The sequence below is a fragment of the Enterobacter cloacae complex sp. SHL021 genome (assembly GCF_049237765.1).
Classification (GTDB): Bacteria; Pseudomonadota; Gammaproteobacteria; order Enterobacterales; family Enterobacteriaceae; genus Enterobacter; species Enterobacter cloacae.
Map to the genome: position 1 here is coordinate 51,027 of NZ_JBMKJG010000001.1, position 17,658 is coordinate 68,684.

17 protein-coding genes are annotated in these 17,658 nt (G+C 54.8%); 15 read left to right on the forward strand and 2 right to left on the reverse strand.

The window, feature by feature from the left end; genetic code table 11:
* Positions 1-162: 162 nt before the first annotated feature.
* On the forward strand, positions 163-786 hold the full coding sequence (locus ACOTZF_RS00255) for a helix-turn-helix domain-containing protein (RefSeq protein WP_029883200.1): 624 nt from the start codon (positions 163-165) through the stop codon (positions 784-786).
* On the opposite strand, the gene ACOTZF_RS00260 is transcribed toward ACOTZF_RS00255, so the two are convergent.
* Together ACOTZF_RS00260 and ACOTZF_RS00265 are read right to left on the reverse strand one after the other, a co-directional pair.
* On the reverse strand, positions 783-1,409 hold the full coding sequence (locus ACOTZF_RS00260) for a hypothetical protein (RefSeq protein ID WP_038984443.1): 627 nt from the start codon (positions 1,407-1,409) through the stop codon (positions 783-785). The genes ACOTZF_RS00255 and ACOTZF_RS00260 overlap by 4 nt on opposite strands.
* A complete protein-coding gene (locus ACOTZF_RS00265; RefSeq protein WP_038984445.1) occupies positions 1,409-2,962 on the reverse strand; it encodes an ExeA family protein in 1,554 nt (517 codons plus the stop codon). Before ACOTZF_RS00265 ends, ACOTZF_RS00260 begins: the two co-directional genes overlap by 1 nt.
* A 299-nt stretch (positions 2,963-3,261) precedes the next feature.
* Between ACOTZF_RS00265 and gspC the strand changes: the two genes are divergently transcribed.
* From gspC to iagB, 14 genes are all read left to right on the forward strand, one after another.
* Positions 3,262-3,993 (forward strand): type II secretion system protein GspC, encoded by a 732-nt coding sequence (gspC, locus tag ACOTZF_RS00270; protein ID WP_029883203.1) that lies wholly within the window; start codon positions 3,262-3,264, stop codon positions 3,991-3,993.
* 12 nt (positions 3,994-4,005) lie between these two features.
* Positions 4,006-5,934, forward strand: coding sequence for a type II secretion system secretin GspD (gene gspD, locus ACOTZF_RS00275; RefSeq protein WP_013097352.1), 1,929 nt, complete (start codon positions 4,006-4,008; stop codon positions 5,932-5,934).
* A gap of 13 nt (positions 5,935-5,947) precedes the next feature.
* The gene (gspE, locus tag ACOTZF_RS00280) at positions 5,948-7,426 is read left to right on the forward strand and encodes a type II secretion system ATPase GspE (protein ID WP_013097351.1); all 1,479 of its coding nucleotides are present in this window, start codon (positions 5,948-5,950) and stop codon (positions 7,424-7,426) included.
* Positions 7,426-8,634, forward strand: a complete 1,209-nt coding sequence (gene gspF / locus ACOTZF_RS00285; RefSeq protein WP_020689910.1) for a type II secretion system inner membrane protein GspF — start codon at positions 7,426-7,428, stop codon at positions 8,632-8,634. The genes gspE and gspF overlap by 1 nt, the downstream gene beginning before the upstream one ends.
* A gap of 2 nt (positions 8,635-8,636) precedes the next feature.
* The gene (gene gspG, locus ACOTZF_RS00290) at positions 8,637-9,086 is read left to right on the forward strand and encodes a type II secretion system major pseudopilin GspG (RefSeq protein ID WP_013097349.1); all 450 of its coding nucleotides are present in this window, start codon (positions 8,637-8,639) and stop codon (positions 9,084-9,086) included.
* Positions 9,086-9,571, forward strand: coding sequence for a type II secretion system minor pseudopilin GspH (gspH, locus tag ACOTZF_RS00295; RefSeq protein ID WP_020689911.1), 486 nt, complete (start codon positions 9,086-9,088; stop codon positions 9,569-9,571). Before gspG ends, gspH begins: the two co-directional genes overlap by 1 nt.
* Positions 9,564-9,938 (forward strand): type II secretion system minor pseudopilin GspI, encoded by a 375-nt coding sequence (gspI, locus tag ACOTZF_RS00300; RefSeq protein WP_038984447.1) that lies wholly within the window; start codon positions 9,564-9,566, stop codon positions 9,936-9,938. Before gspH ends, gspI begins: the two co-directional genes overlap by 8 nt.
* Complete coding sequence (gspJ, locus tag ACOTZF_RS00305) at positions 9,935-10,606, forward strand: type II secretion system minor pseudopilin GspJ (protein WP_038984449.1); 672 nt, start codon at positions 9,935-9,937, stop codon at positions 10,604-10,606. The genes gspI and gspJ overlap by 4 nt, the downstream gene beginning before the upstream one ends.
* Positions 10,603-11,619 carry a type II secretion system minor pseudopilin GspK gene (gene gspK, locus ACOTZF_RS00310; RefSeq protein WP_013097345.1) on the forward strand — a complete coding sequence of 339 codons (1,017 nt, stop codon included), beginning with the start codon at positions 10,603-10,605 and terminating at the stop codon, positions 11,617-11,619. The genes gspJ and gspK overlap by 4 nt, the downstream gene beginning before the upstream one ends.
* A 15-nt stretch (positions 11,620-11,634) precedes the next feature.
* Positions 11,635-12,765, forward strand: coding sequence for a type II secretion system protein GspL (gspL, locus tag ACOTZF_RS00315; protein ID WP_038984452.1), 1,131 nt, complete (start codon positions 11,635-11,637; stop codon positions 12,763-12,765).
* Entirely contained in the window at positions 12,762-13,247 is a 486-nt protein-coding gene (locus ACOTZF_RS00320; RefSeq protein WP_013097343.1) for a type II secretion system protein M, read from the forward strand. Before gspL ends, ACOTZF_RS00320 begins: the two co-directional genes overlap by 4 nt.
* The gene (locus ACOTZF_RS00325; protein ID WP_038984454.1) at positions 13,244-14,041 is read left to right on the forward strand and encodes a prepilin peptidase; all 798 of its coding nucleotides are present in this window, start codon (positions 13,244-13,246) and stop codon (positions 14,039-14,041) included. Before ACOTZF_RS00320 ends, ACOTZF_RS00325 begins: the two co-directional genes overlap by 4 nt.
* 263 nt (positions 14,042-14,304) lie before the next feature.
* The gene (locus ACOTZF_RS00330) at positions 14,305-17,007 is read left to right on the forward strand and encodes a glycosyl hydrolase family 18 protein (RefSeq protein WP_038984456.1); all 2,703 of its coding nucleotides are present in this window, start codon (positions 14,305-14,307) and stop codon (positions 17,005-17,007) included.
* A gap of 138 nt (positions 17,008-17,145) precedes the next feature.
* Positions 17,146-17,598: a type III secretion system invasion protein IagB gene (gene iagB, locus ACOTZF_RS00335; protein WP_038984458.1), complete on the forward strand. Its 453-nt coding sequence runs from the start codon at positions 17,146-17,148 to the stop codon at positions 17,596-17,598.
* The last annotated feature ends 60 nt before the right edge of the window (positions 17,599-17,658 follow it).

The window sequence follows — 17,658 nt, forward strand, 5'->3', positions numbered from 1 at the left end:
CCCTCATCTAAGATTGATTCATCGATTCACAGCATGAATCAAATTAAAGAAACAGTCCTCTTCTGGTTTTTTTAATTTCAAAAAGAATACCAACACATTTTACGGCAACGTAACGCCTTGTCGGATAATTTTCTTATTTAAACATCTTAATTGGGTATAATAATGTTAAGCATTTTTGGTAAAAAAACACGTCCCCATCATGAAATGGAAGCCATTATTTCTGCAACGGCCGGGTATGAAGAAAAAACGTTAAGAAAATGGCAAAAAATATCAACCTGCAACTCCGATAATATTCACATTATCGTCAGCGGAGAAGTCGAGTTCCGCCGCAGTTCTGATGACTTATGTATGTTTACGCTACAGGGACAATGTATCTTTGGTCTCTCCGCTATTTTCTACAACTCTACGCATATGCAGGGCGTGGTACGCAGTAATACCGTGGTTCGTACCATACATAAGGACGAATTCCAGCAGTTAATGACTCAGCACGGGCTGTGGCCTGAACTGACTAAAGTGCTGGCATGGTATATCTGTTTGCTCAGCAAGCGTGATGATGTTTTGGTTGCCCGCAGCGCGTACTCCGTCGTCCGTGAATTCCTGATAGAAATTAACGAACTGATTGTTGATCATCAGCGAGATATTAATATTTATGATTATATTCAGGAATACACCAACCTGGCACGTAGCACCATTATTAAAATTCTCTCAGACCTGAAAAAAGGTCAATATATTGTGGTCGAAAAAGGGCGACTGATTAGCCTGACCACCCTGCCGGAAAAATATTAATCCCCTCCCGCGTCTCCTTTTATTATCGAAGGAGACGCATTTTGCGTTTCGTCAACCGGTGGTGCGGGCATTTTTCCCTTCGCCATATCATCCTGCTGCTGTTTTAGCGCCTGCATAAATAACGTTTTTAATGAATTGTCTTCATCCGGCTGCGTTGCCTGCGCGTGTTTCATCGCCTGTTCGTGCGCTTCGGTGCCGGGTAAGGTATCGCGCGAGGTATCATGCGTGACGGGGCTGTCCGGCAATGCGCCATCAGGTGCCTGCTGCCAGTCATTTTCGTCGCTATTAATGGGCATATTGTCCATCGGCGGTAAATCTTCCTGCACTTTTACCGACTGTGGCTTTGGCTGCGGGTGCGGGAACGGTTTGGTGACATACACGTAATGCATATCAGAAAGGGTGGTGTCTGGCTTCGCGACGCTCACCTTTTTTATCACCGGTGCCGGGTGGCGCAGGTTCCAGTACACGTGCGCATAGAGGCCTGCGACGATCAGCGCGCACAGCCCCAGACACCAGAGCGTCACCACGCTGATAATTTTACTGAATGACGGCAAACGCCATGAGAACCAGACCGGTTCCCCGGTGGTATAGCTGCGCTGGGCAGCGAGGCAGATGGTAGACATTATGCGTGCTTCTCTTGCGTAGTCGGGTTAGCCTGGGTTGTCTGGATCAACACGCTCGGCGTGGTATGGGTTTCGCGCATCAGCTGCATCAGAGTGTCTTCACCCGGAATACCGTCGACGCGGAGGTGCATTTTTTCCTGGAATTCGCGGGTGCGCTTCATCAGTTCCGCCGTCCAGTTTTTATCGTGCGTTTCGTTTTCGCCCAGCGCCACGCTCAGCTGCTGATCCAGCCACTCAAGATCTTTACTGTCGCTGGCGGCGGTGATTTCGTCTTTGCCTGACGGGGTCAGGCGGTGCAGAAGGGTGTAATTGCCCGTTGCGTGCTGGTTATACCACGTGCGGCTCACCTGCCAGGTGCGGTTGTTCATCAGCAGATCGAGGGAATTTTTCCCGGCACGCGCCACGACGGCGTAATTAATGTGATCGCCTGTTTTAATCTCGCTCACCCACGGGTAACCGTCATTAGCCAGCGTGTCCAGGGAGGCATTACCCTGTTTACACATCAGGTTCACTTTTGCGGCATTCTGGCACAGGGCATCGTCGGCAGAGGCGTCATAGCCCCACATGGCATAAAGCTGGTGCATGGCATCGGGCTGATTCACCACCTCCTGTTCGATAACCGGCAGTACCGGCGCGTCTGGCGTTTTTACCTGCTGTTTCCAGCTGGCCGGTACCGGCAGCGCCACCGGCAGTTTTGCCGTAATGGACGAGGTCATCATCCAGCCGCAGGCGGCGAACAGGACGGACGCGAACAACCCGATGGAGGCCAGCGTTTTACCACGCTTAGGCGCTGGCAGGGCTTCACCGGTGGCGAGACGCAAATGACGCGGTCCAACGTTTGGCGCCCGTTCGGTCCAGGCGGCCAGCATGGAAAGATGAGCCAGTTCGTTCAGCTTGCTGATGTTGCCTTTAGTCAGGGCGTGGATTTTTTTCACGCGAGCGGGCGTCAGCGGAGAGACATCCGCGCCGTGCTCGTGGCACTGGGCGTCAACGTAGCTCAGGAACTCGCGGCAGGTCAGGTTGCGCAGGGTGTGGCAGGTCAGCACATATTCCTGCAGGGCAGAGGCTTTCAGCATCACTTCCTGGTCGGCCGTGCCCATCAGCACAATCGACAGGCGAACATCCAGCTCCTGCGCACGGGTAAGCAGTATGCCCAGGACGTCATAGCCGCTGGCCTTCATCGCCTGCGCCTGGGAAATGACCAGCACCTTGTGGGTCGACTTCGCATCGCGCCACAGGCGAATAATGGCGTCAACCGCCTGGAGCTTGTTCTTCTCTTTCGCTACCGGGTTGAGTTTGAAGAGCAGGCTACTGGCGCTCAGCTTCGGAAAGGCATTAATGCAGAGCACCGACTTGCTGCTGGCTTTGAGGGCATCGCTGAACTGCCCCAGCAGTTCGCTGTCGTGGTAAAAGAGCCCGGTGATCCCTGCCTGCTGGCTTTTCTCTTTCAGAAGATTAAACACATCCTGATGATAAGGCACCAGAAAATCGCCCGACTTGCGGGTGATATTTCTGAACGGCGGGGTACTGAATTTAAAATGGCTCTGATACATAACGACTTACCGTCTCTTCTCTTTAATAGCAATGGGCGAAAAGTACGGTAAGCCCCTGTCATGGTCAATTTAACACCAGAGTAAAAATAACCTGTCAGGCTGCATCTAACATTCCCTTTTTTTCCGGTCAATCATTTTCTTCATTAAAGTTAATAGCGAAGCCGGTGGTTTGCACTGGTCACGCTTATTACTATTTGCTCACTAAGTTATGCAGCATACCGCTGCGAATTCCTGCTTTGCTAAAAGGCCCGATAATAATGAGGAACGCATTCCTTTCCAGGCTAATGACGCCCTGCATAATGCTAGTCATGCTAATTTTTTGCAGCCAGCAGGGTTATGTCGTTTTTAAAGATTATAAAAAGGTTACGAATAAGTTAGCGAATGCTGATAAAGCGCCGCTAAAACCGCGTAACAGTGACAAAACGTTTGGTCTTTTTACGGCTGCGGTCCGTCAGGCCGACGTTCCGGCGGCAGTAAAAGCGCCGCTGTCTGCAGAAATTGAAGGCATCATCCGCAGCGATGAGTCGTGGCTGTCGTTCGCCGTGATTAAGACCCCCGCCGGGCAGCAGAGCTACCGGGAAGGGGAACCGCTGGTGGGGTTCGACGACGCGTATGTGGATGAAATTAATAAAGATAACGTGGTTGTTCAGTATGAAGGCACGAAGCAAACGCTCGCCCTCAAACAGCCGCCTTATTTTAAGGGCGATGCAGGCAATAGCCCGGTGACGAAATCGAAAAAAGATGCCGGCGCGGACAGTCTGCATCTCGATGATTATCTGGTGTTAAAACCGTTAATCGATAAAGGCCAACTGGAAGGCTTTAACATTAATCCACGCAATGCTTCGCCTTTTTACAGTGAAACAGGACTGAAACAGGGTGATGTGGTGGTGAAAGTGAATGACGTCGATATGACGAAAGAAGCGCAGGCGAAAAATATTATCGCCAACTGGTCGAAAATGAAAGAAGCGGAGGTCGTCGTCAGACGGCACGCTCACCTTGAAAATATTCGGGTTAATGTTCTAAACAATTAACAAGTGTAAATCATGAAGAAATTTCCATGGGCGTGCGTGGCGCTGACCGCATTGTCGTTATATTCCGGTTCGCTGTTTGCAGCCAACTTTAGCGCCAGTTTTAAAAATACCGATATTCGCGAATTTATCGATACGGTAAGTCGCAATCTGAATAAAACGATTCTCGTCGATCCGTCCGTTCAGGGCACGGTGTCGGTGAGAACCTATAACGTGCTGTCGGAAGAGGAATATTATCAGTTCTTCCTGAGCGTGCTGGATCTCTACGGTCTGTCGGTGATCCCAATGGATAACGGCATGATCAAAGTGGTGCGTTCCAGCGTGGCGCGTACCGCCGGGGTGCCGGTGGCCGACAGTAAAAACCCGGGCAAAGGGGATGAGATCATCACCCGCGTAGTGCGCATGGAGAACGTCCCCGTGCGCGAGCTGGCCCCGCTGCTGCGCCAGCTGAACGATGCCTCGGGGATCGGCAACGTGGTCCATTTTGAACCCTCTAACGTGCTGCTGTTAACCGGGAAAGCCTCGGTGGTGAACCGCCTGGTGGATCTGGTTGAGCGCGTGGACCGTTCCGGTATGCAGCGTCGTGAAATCGTACCGTTGCGCTATGCCTCGGCGAAAGAGCTCTCCGATATGTTGAATAATCTCAACAATGAAGAGCAGAAAGGGCAAAACGCCCCGCAGCTGGCGACTAAAGTGGTGGCCGATGATGAAACCAACAGCCTGGTGATCAGCGGCACCGAAGATGCCCGCGCGCGTACCCGCTCGCTGATTGGCCAGCTCGACCGCGAACAGAACAACGAGGGCAATACCCGCGTCTTCTACCTGAAATACGCCAACGCCTCGAAAGTGGTGCCGGTGCTGACCGGTATCGGTGAGCAGCTGAAAGACAAAGCCGGTACCGCGAAAAGCAAAACCGCCACAACCAATAGCGAGCTGAATATCACCGCCGATGAGTCCACCAACTCGCTGGTGATCACCGCTCAGCCAAACGTCATGAACTCGCTGGAGAAGGTGATCGACAAGCTGGATATTCGTCGTCCGCAGGTGCTGGTGGAAGCCATCATTGCGGAAGTGCAGGACGGTAACGGCATGGATCTCGGCGTGCAGTGGACCGGCAAACACGGCGGCGTGCAGTTCGGTTCAACCGGTCTGCCCATTAGCCAGGTCAAAAACGGCACGATCAAAGGGGCCTCCTTTACTGGCCTGGCGACCGGTTTCTTCAACGGTGACTATGGTGCACTGCTGACCGCGCTCTCCACCAGCGGCAAGAACGATATTCTCTCCACGCCAAGCGTGGTGACGCTGGATAACAAAGAAGCGTCGTTCAACGTGGGTCAGGATGTGCCGGTGCTGTCGGGTTCTCAGACCACCAGCGGCGACAACGTCTTTAACTCGGTTGAGCGTAAAACCGTCGGTACCAAGCTGAAGATTGTTCCGCAGATCAACGACGGGGACATGATCCACCTGAAGATCGAGCAGGAGGTCTCCAGCGTTGACGCCAGCGCCACCGAAGACGCCAGCCTCGGCCCAACCTTCAACACCCGTACCATCAACAACGAAGTGATGGTCCACAGTGGCCAGACGGTGGTGCTGGGCGGTCTGATGGAAAACGTCAGCAAACAGAACGTGTCGAAAGTGCCGCTGCTCGGCGATCTGCCGCTGGTGGGACAGTTGTTCCGCTATACCTCGGAGGATACGTCGAAGCGCAATCTGATGGTCTTTATCCATACCACCGTCCTGCGTGATGACGACAACTACAGCGCGGCGACGAAGGAGAAATACGACCAGATCCGCGCCCGTCAACAGCAGCGTCTGGAGGAGAAAAAGCTCGGCATTGTTGAGAACACCGATAACGCCGTCCTGCCTGCCTATCCAAAGCAGGATCACTCCATGCCGGTCGGCGTGAGCGCACCTGCCACCACGCGCAACCCCTTCAAAGAGTAAGGGGGGGTGACGCGTGGATGAACTGACGAAACAGCTTTGCACCAGCGGCTTTGCGAAGGAGAACGGCATCCTTTTCTGGAACGACACGGTCTATATCCGTGATGACGTCCCCGCGTTTGCGCTACTGGAGATGCGCCGGGTACTGGGGCGCGCCTTTGTGCCCCAGACGCTGAGCGCGGAGGCGTTTGATGAGATGCTGGCCAAAATCTGGCAGCAGAACAGCGGCGTTTCGCAGCAACTGGTGGACGATATGGATGCGGATATCGATCTGATGGCGTTAACCGAGGAGATCCCGGACAACGAAGATCTACTGGATAACGACGAAAACTCGCCGGTGATCCGCCTGATCAACGCCATTCTCGGCGAAGCGGTAAAAGACGGTGCATCGGATATCCATATCGAAACCTTTGAACGCACGCTGAGCATCCGTTTCCGCGTTGACGGCGTGCTGCGCCCGGTGCTCCAGCCCGCACGTAAACTGGCCCCGCTGCTGGTCTCGCGTATTAAGGTCATGTCGAAACTCGACATCGCCGAAAAACGACTGCCGCAGGATGGCCGTATCTCCCTGCGCATTGGCCGCAAGGCGATTGACGTGCGTGTCTCGACCATTCCGTCGCAGTACGGCGAGCGCGTGGTCATGCGTCTGCTCGACAAGAGCAACCTGAAACCGGATATCAACAAGCTCGGACTCATTGATGAAGAGCTGGAAAAACTGAAAGGGCTGATTAACCGCCCGCACGGCATCATCCTGGTCACCGGGCCGACAGGCTCCGGTAAAAGTACCACCCTGTATGCCATTCTGTCGGCCCTGAACGGACATGAACGCAACATTCTGACCGTCGAAGATCCGATTGAGTACGAACTGGAAGGGGTGGGGCAGACGCAGGTCAACCCGCGCGTGGACATGACCTTTGCCCGCGGCCTGCGCGCCATTTTGCGTCAGGATCCGGACGTGGTGATGATCGGGGAAATTCGTGACGGTGAAACCGCGCAAATCGCGGTGCAGGCGTCGCTCACCGGTCACCTGGTCATGTCTACGCTGCACACCAACAGTGCGGCGGGGGCCATCACCCGTCTGCGGGATATGGGGCTGGAGTCCTTTTTAATTGGTTCGTCGCTACTCGGCGTCATTGCCCAGCGTCTGGTGCGTCGGCTGTGTCCGCACTGCCGTACCACCAGTCCGCTGGATGACAATGAAAAAGCGCTGTTTAGCTTTATGGATAAGCCACCAAAGGCCATCTATCGCGCCGTTGGTTGCGACCAGTGCCGCCAGAGCGGGTATCAGGGACGCGCGGGCATTCACGAGTTTCTGGTGGTCGACAGCGCCATGCGTCGCGCCATTCATGAAGACAAAGATGAGATGTCCATTGAGACCGAGCTGTTCAAACAGGCCTACAGCCTGCGCGAAAACGGGCTGATGAAGGTCATCAGCGGTATCACGTCCCTTGAAGAGGTGATGCGCGTGACCGCCGAGCGTGGAGGCGATGAATAATGGCTTTCTACGCGTGGACCGCGACCGATGCCGCCGGGAAAACCCAGCGCGGCACGCTGCAGGCGGAAGGACCTAAGCAGGTGCGCCAGTCGCTGCGTGAGCAGAAGCTGATGCCGCTCACCATCACCGAAACCCGTGAAAATGCGGCCAGCGCTAAAGCCAAAACCGGCGCCAGACTCTCTGTGCCGGTGCTGTCGATGTTCACCCGTCAGCTGTCAACGCTGGTTAACGCGTCGCTGCCGCTGGAAAGCGCCCTGAAGGCCATTTCAAAGCAGACGGAAGACAAAAAGCTGGCGGCTATGGTGACGGAGATCCGCGAGAAAGTGGTGGAAGGCCATACGCTGTTTGATGCCTTCAGCCAGTTCCCGCGCACCTTTGACAAGCTGTACTGCACGCTGGTGATGGCCGGGGAAAAAACCGGCCACCTCGGCGATGTGCTGGAGAAGCTGGCGGAGTACAACGAGCAGCGCCAGAAGATGAAAAGCAAGCTGACGCAGGCGATGGTCTACCCGATCACCCTGACGGTGGTTGCCGTGGCGGTGATCAGCATCCTGCTGGTGGCGGTGGTGCCGCAGGTCATCGAGCAGTTCGTGCACATGAAACAGCAGCTGCCGATCACCACCCGCACGCTGATTGCGGTGAGCGATTTTCTGCAGGCGTACGGGATCTACATTGCCGGGGGGCTGTTCGGTGCAATCGTGGGCTTTAAGACGTGGGTGAAGAAAACCACAAACCGCTTTCGCTGGCACAGCTGGCTGGTGAATGGCTCGCCGATTAAAAAGCTGGTTTGCGCCATCAACAGCGCCCGCTATATCCGTACGCTCAGCATACTGCAGGCCAGTAGCGTCCCGCTGCTGGAGGGGATGTATATCGCGATGGACGGGATCGAAAACCTCTATGCCCGGCAGGTGCTGGAGCAGGCGGCGGATACCGTACGTCAGGGCGCTTCTCTGTATAACGCGCTGGACCAGGCGAAGCTCTTTCCGCCGACCATGCTGTACATGATTGCCTCCGGCGAAGAGAGCGGGGAATTAGGTTCATTGATGGATCGCGCCGCGGAAAACCAGGAATCGGCATTACAGCATCGAATTACGTTAACGCTGTCGGTATTTGAACCGGCACTGGTGGTGACAATGGCGACAGTGGTTTTATTTATCGTGCTGTCAATATTACAACCGCTTCTTCAGCTCAATAATATGGTGGGTTAAATATGTCTTTAAAACGAAATAGCCTGAAAGGTCAGGCTGGCTTTACCTTGCTCGAATTAATGGTGGTGATCGTTATTCTCGGTGTGCTCGCCAGTATGGTGGTACCAAATTTAATGGGGAATAAAGAAAAAGCCGATGCCCAGAAAGCAACCAGCGATATTGTGGCGCTGGAAGGTTCGCTGGATATGTACAAGCTGGATAACCACCGTTACCCCACGACGGAGCAGGGGTTGCAGGCGCTGGTCACCAAACCTGATATCGCGCCAATCCCGAAAAACTACCGTGATGATGGCTATATTCGCCGCCTGCCGGAAGATCCGTGGGGCAATGATTATATTCTGGTTAGCCCGGGCGAACATGGCGCAGTGGATGTTTTCTCTGCGGGCCCGGATGCCGAAGCGAATACCGCGGATGATATTACCAACTGGTCTTTAGATAAAAAAGAGAAGTAATGAATAAGCAACGTGGGTTTACCTTGCTGGAAATTATTCTGGCGCTGGTGATATTTGCCTCCTGCGCCATGATGGTGGTGTCGACAATCCCCTCGCGCAGCGGCGCGGATATTTTCGGTCAGCAGTTAAAAGCCCTCGTTGAATATGGTTCAGACCGTGCAGTAATGGACGGAAATATCGTTGGGCTGGTGATCACCACCTCAGAATATCAGCTGGTGACCTGGGCCGAAAAAGAGGGCGAACGACACTGGGAACCCTTAACCGCCGGGCGCATTGTCACCCATGGCCAGTTCCCGGAAGAGATGCACGTGTCGCTGTCACCGCAGCGCATTGCTGCCACAACCGACGCCACGCCGCAGATTGTCTTTTTGCCGGACGGGGAGATAAGCCGCTTCACGCTGTCCCTGCAGAGTTTCGATAAAAAGCAGCGCTTTCGCGTGGTGTCGCAGGGGGCATCACCGGTTTCGGTAGAGAACGATGACTAAACGCAAAGAACAGGGGATGACCCTGCTGGAAGTGATGGTCGCTCTGGTCATCTTCTCCACCGCCGCGCTGGCGCTGATGAACTCCGTCTCGCTGAACGTGCGCTTTACCCATGGCCTGGCCGATTCGCTGCAGGCGAGCTGGGTGGCGGAAAACCAGCTGGCGGAAGCAAAGCTGAGCAACACGCCGTTCCCGGATGCCCTGCAGACAGGTACAGAAATCATGGGGGGGCGAAGCTGGATCTGGCGCAAGCAGCGGGTGAAAACCGCCGAAAATCGCTTTGCCGATGAAGTGCAGGTGTACGCCGAGGATGATGAAGACAAACCGGTGTTGACCCTGCAGATACCGGAACCCGGAGAGGTGAAATGAGTAAGCACATTCAGCGTCAGCAGGGCTTTACGCTGCTGGAGATCATGATTGCGCTGACCATCTTCGCGGTTATCAGCACGCTTGCCTGGCAAATTCTGGACGGGGCGATGCGCACCTCGAACGCCACCGACGTGGCGGCGACTCAACTCAACCAGCTTCAGCGCGCCTATAACCTGCTGGAGCGGGATTTCTTTCAGCTTCAGGCACGCGCGCCACGCAACGAGCCTGACGTATTTGTCCAGCACGACGATGCGCTGGAGCTGACCACGCTGAACGGCGTGAGCGGTCAGGTCCAGCTGGAGCGCGTGCGCTGGCGGCTTGAGGACAAAAAACTGTGGCGCGATATCTGGCCGGTTATCGACAGCCCTGCCGATGTGAAGCCGGAAGAGGTGCCGATCCTCAGCGATGTCAAAGAGATGACGTGGCGCTTCTGGAAAGAGGGCTGGCAGGACAAATGGACCGACACGGCGCATCAGCCGGACGGCGTAGAGCTTCTGCTGACCATGGAGAATGGCGATACCTGGCGCTGGGTATTTACCACGCCGGGTGATATGCCGGTCGCCCCGGCGGCTCCAGCAGAACAAACGCCTGGGCCATCGGGGGATGCGGCCACGCCAGCGCAGCCACAACCGCAGCCGGTGCCCGCTCCGTCAGGAGAGAACAAATGAGCGGAAAATCGGTTCGAAAACAGCGCGGTGTCGCGCTGCTGGTGGTGCTAATTTTGCTGGTCATGATGTCGGCGCTGGCGGCCAAAATCAGCCAGCAGTTCTGCCGCAATCTGCAGAAAACCCGTTATCAGGTAAGCCAGCAGCAGCTGCGCTGGGCCATTCAGAGCCAGCAAAAAACCATTGAAGGTCTGCTTCAGACCTACGCCAGCGGTGACAGCCAGGGGCTGTCGCCCAAAGGGGAGTGGACAGAGCCGGTGGAGACAGAGGGTGAACACTACACCGTGGTGAGCCAGATTGAGGATGCCCAGACCTGCTTTAACGTCAATAACCTGCTGGCGGCCGATCCGACCCCCGCGGTACAGACCGCAGGGGCGCTGCCGGAAAAACCGGTCAAAGCGCGCATCGTTGAGCAGCTTCTGACCGACAGCGGCATTTCCGCCGGTGACGCAGAAGAGATTTACCAGCAGCTGATGGACTATCTCGACGGTGATACCACAACGGCAAAAGAGGGGCTGGAGACAGATGCCTGGGCCGGCGTTGAGCCCGCGCGGCTGCCTGCGAATCAGATGATGCGCACCCCGGGCGAGCTAAAGCTGCTGCCTGCGTTTCCGGTGGCGGCCTACGGCAAGGTCAGTAAAGTGCTGTGCGCCTTACCCGACACCGCCAGCAAGGTGGATGTCAACACCCTGACCGAAGAACAGGCACCGCTATTGGCAGCCCTGTTTATCGGCTCGCTGAGCGAGGACGAGGCCGCCCGTCTGATCGCCTCCCGCCCGGAAGAGGGCTGGGAGTCGATGGAGGCATTCCAGAAAGAGCTTGAGACAAATTATCCGCAGACCAAAGACGCCCTCAAGCAGGTTCAGGCGTTTCTTGCGGTAAACAGTCACTATTTCCGGGTCAACAGTACCGGCAATACCGATGATTTAACGCTGCGCGTCGTCAGCCAGCTTCATGTTGATAATGAAGCCGGGAAGGTGATTACCTGGCAACGTCGCTACCGAATGGTTGAATAACACAAGACGAATTCTATGAAACAGGTGCTTTTTATTCGTCCCGACACGCATGAGGACGGGAACATAATGTGGTGCGAGTCCGGTAGCGACCAGGTGGAACAGCGTCAGGGCGGGGCGTCACTGGCGGCGCTTGCCGGTCACGCGTTAGCCGCACGCGTCTGCCTGCTACTGCCGGCCAGCGAAATGATCTTCCGTCGCTTCACGTTGCCCAAAAAAGGCAGCGTTGAGTTCTCCTGGCTGGCAGAAGAGACGCTGATTGGCGATGTGGACACGCTTCACTGGACGGTGCTCAACAAGAAGGGGCGGGAAGTGGATGCGGTGGCCATTGATGCGGCGCGTCTGCAGTACTGGCTGGAGCGCTGTGCCGATGCCGGGCTGACGGTGGTGCAGGTGCTGCCCGATGCGATCCTTCTGCCGGTAACCGAAGGCGGCAGCACGCTGGTCTCCACCGACAGCGGCTACTGGATGCGCTATTCGCCGTTTGGCGCCTGTGAAACCGACGCCGCCCTGTTGCCGCTGCTGTTGAGCCAGCAGTGCGCCGGTAACCTCGTCTGTTACGGCGATGCGCCAGCGGACGTGCAGGTGGATGAGCAACGGGCCTGGCAGCATCCGCTGGTGCTGATCCAGCCGCAGTGGAAAAGCAGCAAAGCAAACCTGCTGCACGGCGTTTTTAGCGCCACGGGTGCACAGACCGGTTTCCGTTATGCGAAACCGGCCCTTGCCGCCATGGCGGTGCTGAGTCTCGGGTTGCTGGTTGGCCCTCGTATCGGCATGGCCTGGATGCTCTCTAACCAGGAAAACCTGGCCCAGCAGCAGATGGTGGAATTGGCCCAGCACTATTTCCCCACGCTGCGCCAGACCACCAACCTGAAGTACCACTTCGGGCAGAACATCAAGAAAGAGAAGAAAGGGATCTTTCTTCAACTGGACGCACTGGAGCAGGTCAAGCAATCGCTCCCGGCGGTCGAACTGAGTGAAGTGGGATACGACGACACCCAGAATCAGCTCACGCTGAACATCCGTTCGATGGATCCCACGGCGTTGCAGGCGTTCGTCAATAAGGCGAGTGATACCTTCGACTTTACGCTGCAGCCGGTCTCCAGTGAAGCGCCTTATACCGCTATCATCACAGGGAAATATAAATGAAAGAGAAAATTGGACAATTAAAAGCACGCTATTTGCGTTACAGCCCGCGCGAACGAACGCTGATTAAACTCTGTGGTTCGGCGCTCTGTTGCGCCATTATCTGGTACGGTGTGATGACCCCGCTGGATAATATTATTAAAAATGAGAAAGCCACGCTGCAAAAACAGAAACAGACCCTGAACTGGATGCGTGCAGAAATTAATAAAAATCACCTTCAGGCGAAAGTCTTAAAAACCAGTAACCCGAGAAGCGTGGTGGAAGAGAGCGCCAAAGAGATCCACGTTGCGCTGAGTAATATCCAGCAGGACGGGCAAACCCTGACGTTTAATATTGATCGGGTCAACGTCTATGAGCTTAAAAACTGGCTTCGGGAGGTGAATTTAACCACCGGGGTTCGTCTGGAGAAAATGGATCTCACGCCGGTTGATCACCTTAGCGATGTAAAGGCCCAGATTAAGCTCTCCTGGGCGAAAGTGGCATGAACTCGCTGACGCTGCTTCAGGGCAGCCAGATGTCCGCCCTTTGCCTGCTCAGCGGCACGCTTGGCGGCATTATCGGCAGCTTTCTGGGGGTGGTGGTCGAACGCATTCCCCCGCTCATTAAAGAGGAGGAGGGCGCCGGAAACCTGCTGTTTCCGGCCTCCCACTGTCCCGCATGCTCCCACACGCTCGCCTGGTGGGAAAATATCCCGGTTCTGAGCTGGTGTTGCCTGCGTGGTCGCTGCCGCTGCTGCCAGACCGCGATCCCGCTGCGTCTGCTGTTGCTTGAACTTTCCAGCGCCCTGTTTTTTGCCCTGACGGCGGCGTACGCCCCGTCTGCGGCCGCATTGATGTCGCTATGGGTGCTCTGGTGTGGACTGCTGCCGCTGGCGACGATAGACGCAAAACACATGCTGCTGCCGGACTGCCTGACGCAGCCGCTGCTGTGGGCGGGCCTGCTGAATCATGCGCTTTTTCATACCTTACCGTTGTCGGATGCCCTGTTTGGCGCAGCGGCGGGCTACCTGTCGCTGTGGCTTCTCTACTGGGCCTTTCGCCTGACAACAGGACGCGAGGGATTGGGCTACGGTGATTTTAAGCTGCTGGCTGCGCTGGGCGCGTGGTGCGGCTGGCAGGCGTTACCTTCGTTATTGCTCGCGGCGGCATTAAGCGGTATCGCATTGTATTTTGTTTTTTATAAAGCGGTTAAAGAAAATAGCGTTATTCCGTTTGGCCCTCTGTTGTCACTCGCCGGTTTGGTTATTTTTATTCTGCAGACCTTGCAATTCACATTCTGATTTATGTGGTCAAGTTTTTTTTGAAATTATTTCGCTGAGGGAATAAAAGGACATCAATTAATTCCCGGAGTATTGTAAGAAACATAAGCTGTAAGGATTGCCGCTCATGTCTTTTTATGGAGGGTATATTAGCACTATACATGGTTAGTAAAATTAAATTGGGTTTGTGGTTTTAATTAAATAGCTTATTCAGTACTCGCCCATGTTATATGGAATACATGGTCCTTTTCATTTATCAAAAATAAGATTATCAGGAATTAATAATGAAATTTATGAAGCCAACCTATCTGGCACTCTTTGTCGCAGCCGTTTCCGGCTCTGCGTTCGCCGCAGCGCCAGGTACGCCTTCAATCAGCAGCGGTAACGATAAATTTGCCATCGTTGAAGTGGACCAGGCCGTAGTGGACTACGGTAATCTTGTTAAGGTTCATAACGACGGTGTCGACGTAAAAGTCGAGTGGAACGTCTGGAGCGGCGACGCGCCGACCTCCGGTAAAGTGCTGCTGGATGGCAAGACCGTCTGGTCCGGTGCTGCCGGTGCATCCGGTTCTGCCACCTTTAAAGTGAAAAAAGGCGGTCGCTACCAGGAGCAGGTTGAACTCTGTAACAACAGCGGCTGTACCAAAAGCGCAAGCAAGCTGATCATCGTGGCGGATACTGACGGTAGCCACCTCCTGCCGCTGAATGCGCCTCTGCAGGAAAACAACAAAACCTTCGCAAAACATACCGATAAAGTGGTTGCCGCCTACTTCCCTGAGTGGGGCGTTTATGGCCGTAACTTCCCGGTCGATAAAATCCCTGCCGCTAACCTGAACCACATCCTGTACGGCTTCATTCCAATCTGTGGCGGCGACGGCATCAACGACGGCCTGAAAACCGTTGAAAACGGCAACAGCTTCGCCAACCTGCAGAAAGCCTGTGCTGGCCGTCCTGACTACACCGTGGCGATCCACGACCCGTGGGCTGCGCTGCAGAAACCACAGTCCGGCGTATCTAACTGGGACGACCCGTACAAAGGTAACTTCGGCCAGTTGATGGCGCTGAAAAAAGCCCATCCTGACCTGAAAATTCTGCCATCCATTGGCGGCTGGACCATGTCCGATCCGTTCTATCACATGAATGATTCCGCGATCCGTGCACGTTTCGTGGCCTCTGTTAAAGACTTCCTGAAAACCTGGAAATTCTTCGACGGCGTGGATATCGACTGGGAATTCCCGGGCGGCGGCGGTGTGAACGAATCACTGGGTAACCCGCAGCAGGATAAGGCAACCTATACTGCCGTGATTCGCGATCTGCGTACCATGCTGAACGAACTGTCCGCTGAAACCGGACGCACCTATGAACTGACCAGCGCCATCGGTGCCGGTAAAGATAAGATTGAAGACGTGGATTACACCACGGCGCAGCAGTACCTCGATCACATCTTCCTGATGAGCTACGACTTCTACGGCGCGTGGAGCATGACCGATCTGGGCCACCAGGCTGCGCTGCATGCACCAGCATGGCGTCCGGACACCAACTACACCACCGAAAATGGCGTTAACGCGCTGCTGGAGCAGGGCGTACAGCCAGGCAAAATCGTGGTGGGTACCGGCATGTACGGTCGTGGCTGGACTGGCGTTCACGGCTATACCGGCAACAACCCGTTCACCGGTACCGCGACTGACGGCGTGAAAGGCACCTGGGAACCAGGCGTTGTTGACTATCGTCAGATTGTGAACGAGTACAAAGGCAAGCCAGGCTGGGAATATGGCTATGACGCAGACGCTGAAGCGCCATACGTCTTCAACAAATCCACCGGCGAGCTGATCTCTTATGAAGATGCCCGTTCCGCAACCGCAAAAGGTAAGTACGTTCTGGCGAAAAACCTGGGCGGCCTGTTCGCGTGGTCTATCGACTCCGATAACGGCGATATCCTGAACGCGATGAACGAAAGCCTGCTGGGCAGCTCCACGCCAGATCCGGTAGTGACCAACCATGCGCCGGTTGCTTCTGCGGCGGATCAAACCGTGACCGGCCCTGCGACCGTGACTCTGGATGGCTCTGCCTCCACCGATCCTGATGGCGATGCGCTGACCTACAAATGGACCCAGATCTCTGGCCCAAGCGTTACCCTGACCAACAGCACCAAAGCGAAGGCGACCTTCTCCGTTGGCGCTGTGACCAGCAACCAGACCCTGGCATTCCGTCTGACCGTGACCGATCCAAAAGGTCTGAGCAGCACCGCTGACGTACAGGTTCTGAACAAAGCGCCGAAAGCCAACCAGGCCCCTGTGGTTAACCAGATGCAGAACGTCACTCTGGAAGCCGGTCAGACCTACGCCCTGAACGTGCAGGCAGCGGATCCAGACGGTGATGCACTGACCTACGCCTGGAGCGTACCATCTGATATGCACGCGACCGGTACTGATACCTCCAGCGTACAGATCACCGCGCCGGACGTTACAACTGACTCAACCTACACCCTGAGCGTTGTCGTAAGCGACGGTAAAACCAGCGTACAGTCTAACGTACAGGTTACCGTAACGCCGAAAGCCACCCCGGTTGTGCCTGATGAAGACAATACCCCGTCTGACGAAGGCAACACGCCATCTGATGAAGGTAACACTCCATCTGATGAAGGCACTGCAACCGGCAGCTGCGATAACCCGGTAGATGCCAATGCCAGCAAATACGCGGCATGGGAATCCAGCAAAATCTACAACAACGGCGACATGGTCAGCTCCGATAATCTGGTATGGAAAGCGAAGTACTGGACTCAGGGCAACAAACCTGGCTTTAACGCCGATGCATGGGAACTGGTCAGCCAGGTGAAAATGAACTGGCGCTCCGACATGGTCTACAACGGTGGTGACAAGACAACCTATCAAGGTTTCGAGTACCGCGCGAAATGGTGGACAAAAGGTGACAAACCAGGCAACAGCGATGTATGGGTGAAAGAAGGCGCGTCAGCAGACTGCAAATAATCTTCTGAGCTTGAAATTGTGGGTGTGATATCAGCCCACAATCACTGGTCACACCCCGCTTCGGGTGTGGCCAGTACCTTCCACTAATTTAACAGGACGTGTTTGAGGAGAATAAAAAAACGGCCACGCAGGTGAAGAATGAAAAGGTTTCTGTTTTTGTTATTGATATTAAGTCATAGCACATTTGCAAATTGCTGGAATAAAGCGGCGCATTATTATCATATTGATCCGTTTTTACTTTATGCCATCGCGAATGTGGAATCGAGAATGAACCCGTACGCCATTGGCATCAATCATGACGGAACGCGCGATGTCGGATTAATGCAAATCAACAGCTCGCACTTTCCTGAACTTGAACGCAAAGGCATTAATGAAAACCGTCTGATGACAGAGCCCTGCACCTCTATTATGGTCGGCGCCTCTATATTGTCAGGCATGATTAAGGTTTATGGATACAACTGGGAAGCGGTAGGTGCGTATAACGCCGGGCTTAAAAAAGAAAATTACCCTAAGCGCATGGTCTATGCCCATAAGGTCTGGAAAAAGTATCAGCAGTTAAAATTAGCCGCCCGCGACAGAACCAACTGGTGAGTTTTTTTGTTTTTTGAAGAGTACCCACCCGTATTCTTCAGAAAATGAAAAGCAGCTGTC

What these genes read in the sequence shown, in the direction of transcription:
- ACOTZF_RS00255 (WP_029883200.1), top strand. Translation starts at nt 163, where the DNA reads ATGTTAAGCATTTTTGGTAAAAAAACACGTCCCCATCATGAAATGGAA.
- ACOTZF_RS00260 (WP_038984443.1), bottom strand. Translation starts at nt 1,409, where the DNA reads ATGTCTACCATCTGCCTCGCTGCCCAGCGCAGCTATACCACCGGGGAA.
- ACOTZF_RS00265 (WP_038984445.1), bottom strand. Translation starts at nt 2,962, where the DNA reads ATGTATCAGAGCCATTTTAAATTCAGTACCCCGCCGTTCAGAAATATC.
- gspC (WP_029883203.1), top strand. Translation starts at nt 3,262, where the DNA reads ATGCTAGTCATGCTAATTTTTTGCAGCCAGCAGGGTTATGTCGTTTTT.
- gspD (WP_013097352.1), top strand. Translation starts at nt 4,006, where the DNA reads ATGAAGAAATTTCCATGGGCGTGCGTGGCGCTGACCGCATTGTCGTTA.
- gspF (WP_020689910.1), top strand. Translation starts at nt 7,426, where the DNA reads ATGGCTTTCTACGCGTGGACCGCGACCGATGCCGCCGGGAAAACCCAG.
- gspG (WP_013097349.1), top strand. Translation starts at nt 8,637, where the DNA reads ATGTCTTTAAAACGAAATAGCCTGAAAGGTCAGGCTGGCTTTACCTTG.
- gspH (WP_020689911.1), top strand. Translation starts at nt 9,086, where the DNA reads ATGAATAAGCAACGTGGGTTTACCTTGCTGGAAATTATTCTGGCGCTG.
- gspI (WP_038984447.1), top strand. Translation starts at nt 9,564, where the DNA reads ATGACTAAACGCAAAGAACAGGGGATGACCCTGCTGGAAGTGATGGTC.
- gspJ (WP_038984449.1), top strand. Translation starts at nt 9,935, where the DNA reads ATGAGTAAGCACATTCAGCGTCAGCAGGGCTTTACGCTGCTGGAGATC.
- gspK (WP_013097345.1), top strand. Translation starts at nt 10,603, where the DNA reads ATGAGCGGAAAATCGGTTCGAAAACAGCGCGGTGTCGCGCTGCTGGTG.
- gspL (WP_038984452.1), top strand. Translation starts at nt 11,635, where the DNA reads ATGAAACAGGTGCTTTTTATTCGTCCCGACACGCATGAGGACGGGAAC.
- ACOTZF_RS00320 (WP_013097343.1), top strand. Translation starts at nt 12,762, where the DNA reads ATGAAAGAGAAAATTGGACAATTAAAAGCACGCTATTTGCGTTACAGC.
- ACOTZF_RS00325 (WP_038984454.1), top strand. Translation starts at nt 13,244, where the DNA reads ATGAACTCGCTGACGCTGCTTCAGGGCAGCCAGATGTCCGCCCTTTGC.
- ACOTZF_RS00330 (WP_038984456.1), top strand. Translation starts at nt 14,305, where the DNA reads ATGAAATTTATGAAGCCAACCTATCTGGCACTCTTTGTCGCAGCCGTT.
- iagB (WP_038984458.1), top strand. Translation starts at nt 17,146, where the DNA reads ATGAAAAGGTTTCTGTTTTTGTTATTGATATTAAGTCATAGCACATTT.